The sequence below is a fragment of the Bacillus sp. JJ1764 genome (assembly GCF_036962145.1).
Taxonomy (GTDB): domain Bacteria; phylum Bacillota; class Bacilli; order Bacillales; family Cytobacillaceae; genus Neobacillus.
Window position 1 is genome coordinate 1 of record NZ_JBALNY010000149.1, and the last position, 14,329, is coordinate 14,329.

Below are 14,329 nucleotides of genomic sequence, written 5' to 3' on the forward strand. Positions count from 1 at the left end.
GTATATCTCGGTGCAAGCCCACGGGGATCGATTGCACTGATGAAAGCGGCCCAAGCTTATGCCTTCATGTTTGGACGCGAATATGTTTTACCGGATGATGTTCAGTATTTAGCATCATTTGTGTTATCTCACCGGATTATTTTAAAATCGGAAGCAAAATTTGAAGGCTTCTCGGCAGAAGAGGTAGTGAGCAATGTGGTCGGAAGAGTGCCGGTACCTGTTCAAAGGCTTGTGAAATAAATGAGGAAGCTGAAATTCTTTTTACAAAAAGCTTGGAAGTTTATTATGCTTTTGTTCCTTATTCTGCTGACCTTTTCTTATGCCATGTTTCAAGGCGGATTCGTCAGCTGGTTCCTTTTCTACAGTTTCCTCCCGTTTGCCATTTATTGTATGGCTTTATCCATGTATTCCTTAGGAGATCTAGAGGTAACAAGGACTCTGCAAAAAACAGATTACAATGCAGGAGAATCGCTCAAAGTAACGGTTACGATAAAGCGTTCGAGGGCATTTCCGCTCTTCTATTCACTGGTTGAAGACCAATTATGTGATGCCTTAAAATTTGCCGAAATGGCTGAATCCCCGAAAACCTTGCTGATTCCTAGAATGAAAAAGGAGTTTTCCTATGACTATACCATTCATAAACTGCCCCGTGGGGAACATCATTTTCACTCGTTTACAATAAAAACAGGTGATCCACTTGGACTTTTTGAAAAAGTAAAAACGCATAAGGCAAAAGGAAAATTGATTGTGTACCCTGCTTTTACTGAGTTGCTCTATCGGCAGTTTGAAAACCAGTATGATCAGGGACTTACAGCTTCAAGGGAGCGGGTCCAGCGGGACACGACAATGGCGGTTGGAGTGAGAGAGTATCAGCCGGGCGACCGGTTTTCCTGGATTAACTGGAAGGCCAGTGCTAAACGGAATGAGATCATGACAAAGGAATTTGAGCAGCGACAATCTCATGATGTATATGTGGTGATGGATTGTGTGCCGGATAAACGATTTGAAGCAGTGGTTTCCTTTACAGCCTCTTTACTGCGGGCAGTTTTGAAAAAAGGGGCCCAAACTGGGCTGCTAACTGTCAGCAAAGACAAGGCGTCCTTCCCGATCCGAGGTGGCGAGCAGCATCTGCAGGAATTGTTTTATCATTTAGCAAAAGTGGAAGCAAAGAGCAATGTGGTATTTGAAAAAGTGATGGATACAGATGGAGTATTTATCCAACAATCTGTTTCGTTTATGCTTGTGACCGCGCAACTTTCTAAAACATTAATTGAAAAGGCGAGTTTCCTTGGACAAAGAAAAGGTGCGATTACCCTATTTTTAATAAAAGGAGAAAACGAAACACCTGCGGAAAATGAGATTTCACTGATTGCGATGGCAAATGCACGGGGAGTTAGGGTTGTACTGGTACATGAAGGGCAATTTGCTGCCGCCTTTTCGGAGGTGATGATCCGATGACGAAGAGGGACTTTCCAACCTTCCTGTTATATTTCCTTGGTTTTATGCTGTTATGGGAATGGCTCAGGCCAGTTGAGGAATTAACAAAAACAAATGGTATTGAAATGTTTATCGGCTTTCTGCTTGTTTCGTTTGGGTTATTCTTTTTAAAGATAAAATGGTTTTGGCATGGTCTCATCAATCTGTTAATTATTTTGATTTCCATGAACCGGCTGTATTTTGACGAGGGGTTCTTTCATTTTCAATGGCTAAAGGACTTCAGTTCCGATCTCATTCATAACATTGGCTACATAGCTTCAAGAGATTGGAACGAATTGTCGAATGAATTTCGTTCACTATTATTTTTTATATTATTGTGGCTGATGGTGTACTTAATTCATTATTGGCTGATCAAACGGAGCCGAATTTTTATCTTTTTCTTTTTGACACTTGTGTACATTACAGTGCTCGATACCTTTACTACATATAGTGCTAAAACGGCGATTGTCCGAACCGTTATTGTAGGGTTTACCGTGATGGGCATGCTGACGTACTATCGAATGCAGCATAAAGAAAAACTCCATAATCAACCTGCAGCTTTTAAAAAATGGATGGTGCCGATTCTAGGTATGATTGCCATTAGTGTTTTATTCGGTATCATGACCCCGAAGGCAGCTCCGTTATGGCCCGACCCTGTGCCCTATTTAAAAGCAACTGGGAAAAAGGGTGAAGCGGGAAGTGGAGGTGCCGGACCACATAGAGTGGGTTATGGAACCAATGATGCTGCATTAGGTGGTCCATTTATCGCTGATAATAAACCGGTTTTTAAGTACGAAGCATCAGGGAAGTTTTATTGGAAAATGGAAACGAAGGATACTTATACCGGAAAGGGCTGGATTCCATCGGGGGCAGCCACTATTACGTATGAGCAAGATGAGAGTGTTCCGATTGTTGCTTTTCCGAGCACATTAAAAATATCAAAGGAAACAGCCATTGTCAAAACGAATGGGAACTATCAATACCCATATCTCATGTATCCATTTGGAATTAAAAAGGTGTTGAAAATCTCACCAATTGACCCGGATGGGAATGTGTTCTTGATTGATAAAAATATTGAAAGAATTGGTTATTACAATCACAAACAACGTCCTTCAATCCCTTGGACATTTGCCGTAGAGTTTGAAGTACCGGAATATACAGAAACGGAATTAAAGGCAACGACTGAATACAATTCGGCTGTTCTAGCGCCGGAATTTTACAAGCGTTATACTCAGGTGCCGGACAAACTGCCGGATAGAGTTCGGGTGCTTGCGGAGAAAATCACAGCGGGGGAAACAAACTGGTACGACAAAGCCAAGGTGGTTGAAAGTTACTTTAGCAGTAACGAATATACGTACGATCAGAAAAACGTAGCTGTTCCAGGGAAAAATATAGATTATGTCGATCAGTTTTTATTTGAAACAAAAAAAGGCTACTGTGATAACTTTTCCAGTTCGATGGCTGTACTGCTGCGTTCGATTGGAATTCCAACCCGTTGGGTAAAGGGATTCAACGGTGGTGAATTTGTAAAATTTGGAGAAGGGACTTCAGGAACTCAAATTTTCGAGGTGAAGAATAAAAACGCCCACTCCTGGGTAGAAGTGTATTTTCCTAATCTAGGATGGGTGCCATTTGAACCAACAAAGGGATTCAGTAACCCAATCGATATTGACTTTGGGACGGAGCAGCCTTCTTCTGGGAACCAAACACCTGCACCACCTTCCGTTAATAAACCGGTTCAGAAACCTGAAAGGGATCCAGAGGCAACCAAAATACAGAGTGAAAAATCTGCTGATGTTTCAAACAATTGGAGAATGATTCAAATCTTTTTCAAGGAAAATTGGAAGCTGCTCACTCTCATTATGATCCTAATTTCAGCCACCGTTACAGCTCTTTATAGAGTAAGGGGTAAATGGCTGCCGTATTTGATCTTGCTGAGATTCCGGTTTAATAGACAAGACGAGGCCTATGGTACTGCCTATTTGGTGTTGTTGCAACAGTTGGAACGTTATGGTTTGAAGCGGAAAGATCACCAAACACTCAGAAACTATGCAATATATGTAGATCAATTTTTTTCAAGCAGGGAAATGACACGGTTAACCAGCCGTTATGAACAATTCCTCTATTCAAGAAATCTTCCTGAGGGAAGCTGGAAAGAGGACCGTAAATTGTGGGAAAATTTAATTAAAAAGACAATCGCTTGACCGGTAAAACGACCTATTGTTACAATATGTGATAAATTGAAGACTAGCTCAAGCTTACATGATTGCTTGGGCTTTTCTATATAGAACGTTTCCTTCATATATCCTCGAAAATAGGGTTCGAGAGTCTCTACCGGTCCGCCGCAAATGGTCCGACTATGAAGGCAGAATTTTTTCGAGCGAGAAATTACGAGAGAACTAGAATTCTGCCTTCCTGAAGACTTTCAAGGGAGAGGATNNAAAACTAAAAAATACTTTAGAAATAGGGGTGGCTGTTTTGACCGAAAAGCAAGATTTGATTGTAGTTTTGGATTTTGGAAGTCAGTATAACCAGTTGATTACACGGAGAATTCGTGAGTTTGGCGTGTATAGTGAGCTTCATCCGCATACGATTACGGCAGAAGAAATTCGTCAAATGAATCCAAAGGGAATTATCTTCTCTGGCGGCCCGAATAGTGTCTATGACGAAAATTCATTCCGCTGTGATGAAGAGATTTTTGAAATGGGTTTACCGATCCTAGGGATTTGTTATGGCATGCAATTAATGACAGTTCACTTTGACGGCAAGGTCGAGCAGGCCAAGCATCGCGAATATGGAAAGGCAACAACGGAAGTGAAGAACCCATCCGCGCTGTTTGGCGGCCTGCCGGATGAACAGGTGGTTTGGATGAGCCATGGAGATTTGGTTATTGAAGCACCGGAAGGGTTCACTGTGGATGCAACAAGTGCTTCTTGCCCGATTGCTTCCATGAGTAATGAAGCTCGGAAGCTTTATGCGGTACAATTCCATCCCGAAGTTCGCCATTCTGTCTATGGAAATGAATTGTTGAAGAACTTTGTGTTTAACGTTTGTAATTGCAGCGGAGACTGGTCCATGGAAAATTTCATTGAAATGGAAATGGCGAAAATCCGTGAAACCGTTGGTAATAAAAAGGTTCTTTGTGCATTGAGCGGCGGGGTAGATTCTTCAGTGGTAGCTGTATTGATTCATAAAGCCATCGGCGATCAATTAACTTGTATCTTTGTTGATCATGGATTATTGCGAAAAAATGAAGCGGATAGTGTCATGAAGACCTTTACTGAAGGCTTCCATATGAACGTCATTAAAGTGGATGCGAAAGAGCGTTTCTTATCTAAACTGGAAGGTGTTTCTGACCCTGAGAAAAAACGTAAAATTATCGGCAATGAATTTATTTATGTGTTTGATGATGAGGCGGCCAAGCTTGAAGGAATTGAGTTCTTAGCACAAGGAACACTTTATACAGATATTATCGAGAGCGGTACAGCTACAGCTCAAACGATTAAATCACATCATAACGTCGGCGGTCTTCCGGAAGATATGCAGTTCAAGCTGATTGAACCATTAAATACATTGTTTAAAGATGAGGTTCGTGCACTTGGTACGGAACTTGGCATTCCGGATGATATTGTTTGGAGACAGCCATTCCCTGGTCCAGGGCTTGGTATTCGTGTTCTTGGGGCGATTTCAGATGATAAATTGGAAATTGTCCGTGAATCTGATTGGATTCTCCGTGAAGAAATTAAAAAGGCTGGCTTAGATCGTGATATTTGGCAATATTTCACGGTATTACCGGACATTCGCAGTGTAGGCGTCATGGGTGATGCCAGAACGTATGATTATACAATTGGCATTCGTGCGGTGACATCCATTGATGGAATGACTTCGGATTGGGCACGAATCCCTTGGGATGTATTAGAAGTGATCTCAACTCGAATTGTTAATGAGGTTCCTCATGTGAATCGAGTCGTGTACGATATTACCAGCAAACCACCTGCAACCATCGAGTGGGAATAGATTTTAACTAAAATACGAACGATATAAAATTAATTTTTTATATCGTTCGTATTTTTTGTTTACAAAATGATATTTCGCTGTTACAATAATAGTGGAAATAAGAATATTGTCGAATACAGTCGTATAATATTGGGGATAGGGCCCAAGAGTTTCTACCGAGCCACCGTAAATGGCTTGACTACGGCAGTGATAAAAGAGAGACTTTGTTTCTTCTCTTCTATTTATGTCACATGCCTTTGTCAACGCTCCGGTAGAAAATGCCGGAGCGTTTTTTATGTAAAAAAATGCAAGATTCATAGAGGAGGAGAAGAAATGCAAAAGTATTTTGAGTTTGAAAAACTGGGTACGAATTACCGTCGTGAGTTTATTGGCGGGATGACAACATTTTTGGCGATGGCCTATATTTTAGTAGTAAACCCGTTAACATTGTCATTAGCTTCGGTAAAGGATTTTCCGGAAGCATTAAGAATGGATCAAGGTGCGGTCTTTGTTGCGACTGCATTGGCTTCAGCAATTGGATCGATCATTATGGGACTTATCGGAAAATATCCCCTTGCTTTGGCACCTGGTATGGGGTTAAACGCCTTTTTCGCTTATACTGTGGTATTAGGAAGCGGAATTCCATGGCAGCATGCATTAGGTGCAGTTCTTATTTCCGGTATCTTTTTCTTTTTACTAACTCTAACAGGTCTTCGCGAAAAGATCATCAATGCGATTCCTATTGAATTAAAACATGCGGTTGGTGCCGGTATCGGTTTGTTTATTACTTTTGTTGGTTTGCAAAACGCACATATTATTGTTAATAATGATGCAACCCTTGTCGGTTTAGGTGATTTAACTGCTCCGGATGCCCTTCTTGCTATTTTCGGAATCGTCGTAACAGTGATTATGATGACAAAAGGGATTAATGGTGCAGTATTTTATGGAATGATTATTACGGTTATTGCTGGAATGATTACAGGTGAAATAAAAATGCCTCACCAAATCGTTGGTAAGGTACCTAGCTTGGAGCCAACTTTCGGGGCCGCTTTTTCATCCTTTAGCGACAGTTCTTTTTATACTACGGGAATGTTAGGAATTATTTTGACTTTCTTATTTGTCGACTTTTTTGATAATGCAGGTACACTTGTAGCAGTAGCAAATCAAGCTGGCTTAATGAAAAACGGTAAGCTAGAGCGTGCGGGAAGAGCGTTATTGTCTGACTCTGTAGCATCTACTGTGGGTGCTGTTCTAGGTACTTCAACGACTACTTCCTATATTGAATCAACAGCGGGTGTAGCAGCCGGTGCAAAAACAGGATTTGCTTCTTTAGTAACAGCAGGACTATTTATTTTATCGATCTTTTTCTTCCCGCTTTTATCGGTTATTACAGCGCCGGTAACAGCGCCAGCCTTAATCATTGTCGGAGTACTAATGGTATCTTCTTTAGGGCACATCGATTGGAAACGATTTGAAATTGCAGTTCCAGCCTTTTTAACAATGATTGCCATGCCGTTATCCTACAGCATTGCAACAGGAATTGCCATTGGTTTCATCTTCTACCCGATTACCATGATTGTTAAAGGGAAAATCAAAGAAATTCACCCAATCATGTATTTATTCTTTGTCATTTTTATCTTATATTTTATTTTCTTAAAATAGAATTTTTCGCATAGGGAACTGCCATCATGGCAGTTCTTTTTTCATTTGTTGGCTCTCTTAAACTTGTCTTGTTGATTTAAGCTCCATTCAACAAGGGTACAAAAAATCAATAGTGTCGTTGAACACAGCCGATTTGTTAAAATATTAGTAATTTTTGTATAGAAATGTATTTTTTCTCAATTTGCTTTTGTATGATAAAAGGTGGAAGTCGAGTGCGAATGGAGAAGTGATTGAAATGAAAATGCTCACCGTTCAAAATTTAAGTAAGAGATTTGGTCAAATTGAAGCCGTAAAGGATGTTTCGTTTGCTGTTGAAAAAGGAGAGTCCTTTGGCTTGCTTGGTCCAAATGGAGCGGGAAAGTCGACCACAATCAATATGATTACCGGTCTATTTCCGCCATCTTCAGGAGCCATTCAGGTGAAGAACATTGATGTGGTGAAGAATCCAAAACAGGCACAAAAATTAATTGGTGTTGTCCCACAAGAAATTGCTCTTTATCAAGAAATGTCAGCGCGAGAGAACTTAAAGTTTTGGGGCAGGATGTATGATTTAAGTGGGAAAGAGCTGGAGAAAAATGTTGATGAAGTGCTTGAAATTATTGGATTAAGAGAAAGGGCCAAGGATAAAGTAGATACTTTTTCAGGGGGCATGAAGCGTAGGGTCAATATTGGGGCGGCAATCCTGCATCGTCCGGAAATGTTAATTATGGATGAACCGACAGTCGGAATTGACCCGCAATCACGAAATCACATTTTGGAAACGGTTAAACGATTAAATGGCGAAGGGATGACGATTATTTATACGAGCCATTACATGGAGGAAGTTGAATATCTGTGTGAACGACTTGGGATTATTGACCATGGTCAGTTAATTGCTTGTGGGACCCTGAAGGAAATAAGGGAAACCAATGGTGATCATTCTAGAATAAATGTAACCGTCGATTCCGATGCAGCAAAGATTGACCTCATTAAAACCACTTTAGCTAAAAGTTTTTTGGAAAAAGATATTCAAATAAAGGATCATCAAATTTCCGTTTTACATAAGGAACCTAATACTGTTTTGAGTGAGTTGATCCAGTCAGTAACGAATACTGGGGCAAAAATTACTTCAATGGAAATAGTTGAGCCTAATCTTGAAAGCGTATTCTTACATTTAACTGGCCGGAATTTACGGGACTAGGAGGGAATAGTCATGAATTTTTGGTGGCTTGCCTGGAAGGACCTGATACTGATTGTCCGTGATAAGAAGGCGTTTATAACTCTTATTGCGATGCCTCTGTTGTTAATCTCTATATTGGGGGCTGCATTTGGTAATCTTATGTCTGAAAAAGATGTGACGATAAAAAAATTTACTTTGGGTGTCGTTAACCAAGACAAAGGTCAGTTAAGTAAAGTTTTAACCCATGATGTACTATCTAAGGGATTATCAAAGCAAATTCGAATCAAATTTTATAATGAACATGACTTGCTCGGAAAAATTAAGGATCACACTCTGGAGATTGGCATCATCATTGAACCTGACTTTACCTCATCGTTAATTTCGGGGGATCAAACAAAAGTAAAGCTAGTAACAGTTCCAGACCCAGGCATCAAAGCAATGATTGTTCAATCTGTTATTGAACAATTTTCCCGTTCGATTCCTGTTGGCATGATGTCGGCACAAATGGCACAGCCTGTTCAAGGTGGAACGGCGCAAATGAATATTCAAGAGCAGCTGCCAATAAAGAAACTTATAAAAGAATCCACCGTTGATGCTAAAACAAAACCTGTTGGCTCATTTCAGTATTATGCTGCGGCCATGGGCGTAATGTTCTTGTTAATGACAGTGGTTCAGGGTGTTAACATGATGATTCGCGAAAAGGAGCAGAATGTATATCAACGATTGCTTTTGACAAATTTAACCTACACGAAATACCTTTTAGGAAAAATGCTCGGCCTTGTGATTATCTGTCTATTACAAGCATTTATCATCATTATCGGAACCAAGTTATTGTTTGATGTTAACTGGGGGAAATCAGTATCAGGAATTGTTTTGATGACAATAGCGTTTGTCATTAGTGCTTGTGGGTTAGGGATATTGGCCGGATCTTTTGTAAAAACAGAAAAAGCATTCGGTGTGGCGGGCATGTTTGGAACACAAATCATGGCGGCTTTAGGGGGAAGTATGGCACCCCTTTATATTTTTCCGGATTGGGTTATTACCATAACGAAGGTCTTACCGAACGGACTTGCCTTGCAAACCTATTTGGATTTAATGTCCGGGGCTACTTTAACCAAAATCATGCCAGCAGTGCTTAGTTCGATTGGCTTGGGAATCTTCTTCTTTGCCATTGGTCTGATCCGCCTTTCGATGGAAAGGAGAGGTAAATATGCGTAAAATAAGATCGCTCGTTGCCTTTAATCTAAAAAAATTATTTAAATCTCCAGGAACCTGGGTACTGATGTTTGTCATGCCGTGTTTATTTGGTTCAATTTTTGGAGGAATCGCTGTCAAATCTGGACAGACTAAACCGTTAGTAAACATTATTACCTCTGATAATCAGACTAGCAATCAGATTGCACAGCTCCTTAAACAGGATGAAAATTATAAATGGGAAAAAGCATCGTTAAAGAAAGCCAAGGAAAATGTTTCAAACGAGGATGCCATAGCAGCCATTGTCATACCTGATCACCCTCAAAATCAGATTCAACAAGGAGAGCAAATCTTTACCGTCATCATTCAAAGGAAAACAGAAAATTATCTTGCCTTAGAACAACATATTCAGGGAACTGCGAGATTAATTGCTAGTTCCTATCAAACGGCTGAAAAAATAAATTCCGAAGCTTTTCCTAAATTGTTAGAAGCAGCAGCCGACCATAAGGGGATTATGGTTAAAAAACAAACGGTTGAAAAGGATAGTAATAAATTAGTGGACATTAATTTAATGTTTGTTGGTTTTGCCATCATGTTTATGATGTTCGGACTTTCCGGAGCAGCGTCCACCATTTTGGATGAACGAGTTGGCGGAACCTGGGGAAGGTTATTAATATCTCCTGCACGTAAATCAGAAATTATGGCGGGGTATTTATTGTCTTATTTTTTAATGGGCTGGATTCAATTGGCCGTATTAATGCTTGCGATGAGTGTCATGTTTGATACTGGTTGGGGGAATTTAGTCTATTTAATTCCGTTCGCCTCACTCGTGATCATAACGGTTACCGGATTCGGATTAATGATTGCTGGGCTTGTAAAGACGAAGCAACAGGCGGGAGCTTTAAGCGCTATTTTAATTGTAAGTACCTGTATGCTAGGAGGCGTTTATTGGTCGATTGAGCTTGTTCCGGATATAATGCAAAAAATTGCTTTAGTTGTTCCACAAAGTTGGGCAATGTCAGGATTTAAAGAAATCATAAGTGGAAGTCTTCATGGAGGAACTATGTTTAAGGATTCAATGGCGTTAATTGGCTTTTCTGTGCTGTTTTATATCATTGGGTTAAGAGGAATGCGTTTTGAATAAATTTCCAAGGGGGTTTCAAGTATTTGTCGATAATTGTCGTTGACTTCCTGTTTCTTCTATTGATAGTATGAAAATACTGATGTTATTTGGGCGAAATGGGGAAAGTAAGGGTATGGCTAAACTTTTAGTTGATAAAGTCTTAAATAATAATGTGTTAATTGCTGAACACCCTTCCTATGAAGAAGTTGTCGTCATTGGGAAGGGAATCGGATTTAATCGAAAAAATGGCGATTATATTGATATGGAAAAAGCGGAAAAACTGTTTGTATTAAAGAATGAAAAGGAACAAGAAAATTACATTCGATTACTACCCTTTTTAAGTAATGATCACCATGAAGCGATTATTTCTGCGATAGAACATATCAAACAACGAACTAATTCACAATTAAATGAGCATATCCACGTTGCGTTAACCGATCATATTATGTTTTCCTTGTCCCGGGTTTCGCAAGGAATGGAATTTAGGAACCCAATTTTACTGGAAACTAGGGCCTTATATCGATTTGAATATGAAATAGCGCTTGAAGTGGTGGAGATTATTAAAGAGAAAACTGGAATTTCCCTTCCTCACGAAGAAGCTGGCTTTATTGCGTTACACATTCACAGTGCAATTACCAAGCGAACTCTTTCTGAAGTGAACCAATACTCTCAGCTTGTCACCAAACTGGTGAAGATGGTCGAAGAACGATTTGATCTCGTAATTGATAAGGATAGTATTGATTACATGAGACTGGTTCGTCATCTCCGTTTCGCGATTGATCGTGTGGAAAAAGGAGAAAAAGTCGTTGAACCCGATAAAATAGCTAGTCTCTTGAAAGAAGAATATCCCGTGTGCTATAATCTCGCATGGAAGCTCATCAAAGTGATGCAACATACATTAAAAATGAAAGTATTCGATGCAGAAGCGGTTTATCTTACCATGCATTTACAGCGTTTACAAAACAAATTTAAATAGTCATTATTTTTTGCGTGTTACTGATTTTATCAGGCATGAGTGAAAAGGATTGGTTGATAAGGAGATTTGGGGAAAATCTATACCTATCTCTTCTTTCAATTGAACTTTTACTCATGCCTTTTTATTGTTACTTCCTATACTATAATGGGCTAAAGTTAATTTTTATTGGGGGTGGTACAATGTTTAAAAATGCTTTTGGCGTTCTGCAAAAAGTAGGTAAAGCCCTAATGCTCCCTGTTGCGCTCTTACCTGCTGCAGGCTTGCTGTTAGGAATTGGTAATGCCATCCAACAGCCAACTACGCTACTTTATCTACCGTTTTTAAATGTTCATTGGGTTCAGTTAGTGGCAAACGTGATGGAGGATGCTGGATCCATAATTTTTGGTAACTTAGCCTTGATCTTTGCAGCAGGGGTGGCTTTAGGTTTAGCAGGAGATGGTGCCGCCGCTCTTGCTGCTATTGTTGGTTATTTAGTGTTAAACCAGGTAATGAGCTCATGGGCGGGAGTTACTGCGAAGATGGTAAGTAGTGACCCATCCTATGCAACTGTTTTAGGAATTCATACATTACAGACTGGGGTATTTGGTGGTATTATTGTTGGTTTGATAGCTGCCTTTGCTTACAATAAGTATCATGATATTGAAATGCCATCCTTTCTGGGGTTCTTTGCGGGGAAACGATTTGTTCCAATCGTAACAGCAGCTTTCTCGTTAATTACTGGTTTATTATTATTAGTTATTTGGCCACCGATTCAGCATGGTATGAATAGTGCATCTGAATGGTTACTTGGTAGTGGAACCTATATAGCTGTATTCTTCTTTGGTTTTATTAAACGTTTATTAATTCCGTTTGGATTACACCATATTTTTTACGCGCCATTTTGGTATGAATTTGGTTCATATAAAACGCAATCAGGGCAAATTGTACATGGAGATATGACTATCTTCTTTGCGCAATTAAAAGATAACGTAAAACTTACTGCAGGTTATTTTATGCAGGGAGAATTCCCAATCATGATGTTTGGGTTACCCGCAGCAGCGTTGGCAATGTATCATACAGCACGTCCTGAAAAGAAAAAGTTAGTAGCAGGACTATTGGGTTCTGCTGCCTTAACTTCTTTTCTAACAGGTATTACTGAACCAATGGAATTTTCGTTTTTATTTGTATCGCCACTTTTATTCTTTATCCATGCAGTCCTGGATGGTCTTTCGTTTGTATTGCTGGCTTTGTTTAAAGTTCACTTAGGATATACATTTTCGGGTGGAGCGATTGACTTTGTTTTATTCGGAATACTTCCAGGAAAAGAGCGCTGGTGGATTGCAATTCTGTTAGGATTCGTTTTCGCAGTGATCTATTATTTTGTTTTCCGCTTTGCGATAACAAAGTTGAATCTCATAACACCAGGAAGGGAAGACGATACTGAAATTACTATAGAAGAATCAAAAAGTTTAGCTGGTGATCTGGCCTATCAAATCCTTGAAGCTATGGGAGGGCAGCAGAATATCTCACACCTAGACGCATGTATTACCCGTCTTCGTGTTTCTGTAAATGATATTAAAAATGTAGACAAAAAAGGTTTGAAGAGACTAGGAGCTGCCGGGATTCTTGAAGTAGGCAATAATATTCAAGCAATCTTCGGACCGCGTTCAGAAACCATAAAAAGTCAAATGAATGACATTATGAATGGTAAAAAGCCGCGTGTGATGGAAAAAGAGCCGGAAAAAGGGATACGACAACAGGTGGAAGGATTAACTCCTAACGCTTTGTATTATACAAGGAGAATCGATGAAAACTTTGTCTCTCCAATTAAAGGAGAGATTAAGAAGATTTCAGAAGTGCCAGATCCAGTATTTGCAGAAAAAATGATGGGCGACGGATTTGCAATCGTACCTGCAGAAGGTTTGATCGTATCACCTGTTGACGGTAAAATCGTAAACTTATTCCCAACAAAGCACGCAATCGGCATCTTATCCAACGCTGGTCACGAAATCCTTATTCATGTTGGATTGGACACAGTGAATCTAAAAGGCCAAGGTTTCGAAACCTTAGTAGCAGAAAATGACATTGTGAAAAAGGGTCAACCGCTATTGAAGTTTGACATTGACTATATTAAACAAAACGCAAAATCAACGATTACTCCAATCATCTTCACAAACTTAACAGACGGTGAAAAAGTGGTTATTGAAAAACAAGGTTTGGTTGAAGCCAAGCAAGAAGGTATTGTTAAAATTTCTAGATAATTTATATATAATGAAGCTGGCTCAAACAAGAGGATGTTCCTTTTAAGAGTCAGCTTTTTTATTTGTAATAAGGAGATCTTGGTAGTAAAGGGATTTTTGAATACATGCTATAAACGTAGACTAGAGGGAGATAATTGATGGACGGGCTCTCAAGGGTGGGTAGTCGTAAAAAGCGATAAGAGAATTCCGATAGTAGCACTCAAGGATGAATACGAAGAAAATAAGAGAGATGTCTAATAGAAGGGGCGGGAAAAAGGTTATAAATGCTCTTTAGATTCTGAAAAAAGACTAGACCCTTCTGTATAAAAATTCCCGCAATATAAATTGAAATTAACTGTTGACTCACCATGCCCACGGTGTTATAGTATTAAAGCAGTCGTTAAAGACGGGTTAACAACATTGTGATAATAAAAAACTTCACAAAAAATGTTGACACGAAACAAACGACGTGATATATTAGTAGAGTTGCTTCTGAAGGAAGTGACCGACATTGATCTTTGAAA

General features: G+C 39.6%; 10 protein-coding genes and 2 riboswitches. All 10 genes read left to right on the plus strand.

The window, feature by feature from the left end:
* Positions 1 to 240 (plus strand): AAA family ATPase (locus tag V7083_RS18995; protein WP_438823748.1); only part of this gene is annotated, 240 nt, incomplete at its 5' end.
* The gene (locus V7083_RS19000) at positions 241 to 1,458 is read left to right on the plus strand and encodes a DUF58 domain-containing protein (RefSeq protein WP_335480857.1); all 1,218 of its coding nucleotides are present in this window, start codon (positions 241 to 243) and stop codon (positions 1,456 to 1,458) included.
* Positions 1,455 to 3,680, plus strand: coding sequence for a transglutaminase TgpA family protein (locus V7083_RS19005; RefSeq protein ID WP_335480859.1), 2,226 nt, complete (start codon positions 1,455 to 1,457; stop codon positions 3,678 to 3,680). The genes V7083_RS19000 and V7083_RS19005 overlap by 4 nt, the downstream gene beginning before the upstream one ends.
* A 74-nt stretch (positions 3,681 to 3,754) precedes the next feature.
* A riboswitch (purine riboswitch) is annotated at positions 3,755 to 3,856 on the plus strand.
* A 98-nt stretch (positions 3,857 to 3,954) separates the two neighbouring features.
* Complete coding sequence (gene guaA / locus V7083_RS19010) at positions 3,955 to 5,493, plus strand: glutamine-hydrolyzing GMP synthase (RefSeq protein WP_335480861.1); 1,539 nt, start codon at positions 3,955 to 3,957, stop codon at positions 5,491 to 5,493.
* A 99-nt stretch (positions 5,494 to 5,592) separates the two neighbouring features.
* Positions 5,593 to 5,694, plus strand: a riboswitch (purine riboswitch).
* Positions 5,695 to 5,805: 111 nt separating this feature from the next.
* A complete protein-coding gene (locus V7083_RS19015; protein ID WP_335480863.1) occupies positions 5,806 to 7,134 on the plus strand; it encodes an NCS2 family permease in 1,329 nt (442 codons plus the stop codon).
* Between the two features lie 241 nt (positions 7,135 to 7,375).
* Positions 7,376 to 8,314 (plus strand): ABC transporter ATP-binding protein, encoded by a 939-nt coding sequence (locus tag V7083_RS19020; RefSeq protein ID WP_335480873.1) that lies wholly within the window; start codon positions 7,376 to 7,378, stop codon positions 8,312 to 8,314.
* A gap of 12 nt (positions 8,315 to 8,326) precedes the next feature.
* Positions 8,327 to 9,511: an ABC transporter permease gene (locus V7083_RS19025; RefSeq protein ID WP_335480865.1), complete on the plus strand. Its 1,185-nt coding sequence runs from the start codon at positions 8,327 to 8,329 to the stop codon at positions 9,509 to 9,511.
* The gene (locus tag V7083_RS19030; RefSeq protein ID WP_335480867.1) at positions 9,504 to 10,631 is read left to right on the plus strand and encodes an ABC transporter permease; all 1,128 of its coding nucleotides are present in this window, start codon (positions 9,504 to 9,506) and stop codon (positions 10,629 to 10,631) included. Before V7083_RS19025 ends, V7083_RS19030 begins: the two co-directional genes overlap by 8 nt.
* 112 nt (positions 10,632 to 10,743) lie before the next feature.
* The gene (gene glcT, locus V7083_RS19035) at positions 10,744 to 11,586 is read left to right on the plus strand and encodes a glucose PTS transporter transcription antiterminator GlcT (protein WP_335480869.1); all 843 of its coding nucleotides are present in this window, start codon (positions 10,744 to 10,746) and stop codon (positions 11,584 to 11,586) included.
* 179 nt (positions 11,587 to 11,765) lie between these two features.
* On the plus strand, positions 11,766 to 13,826 hold the full coding sequence (gene ptsG / locus V7083_RS19040) for a glucose-specific PTS transporter subunit IIBC (protein ID WP_335480871.1): 2,061 nt from the start codon (positions 11,766 to 11,768) through the stop codon (positions 13,824 to 13,826).
* The last annotated feature ends 503 nt before the right edge of the window (positions 13,827 to 14,329 follow it).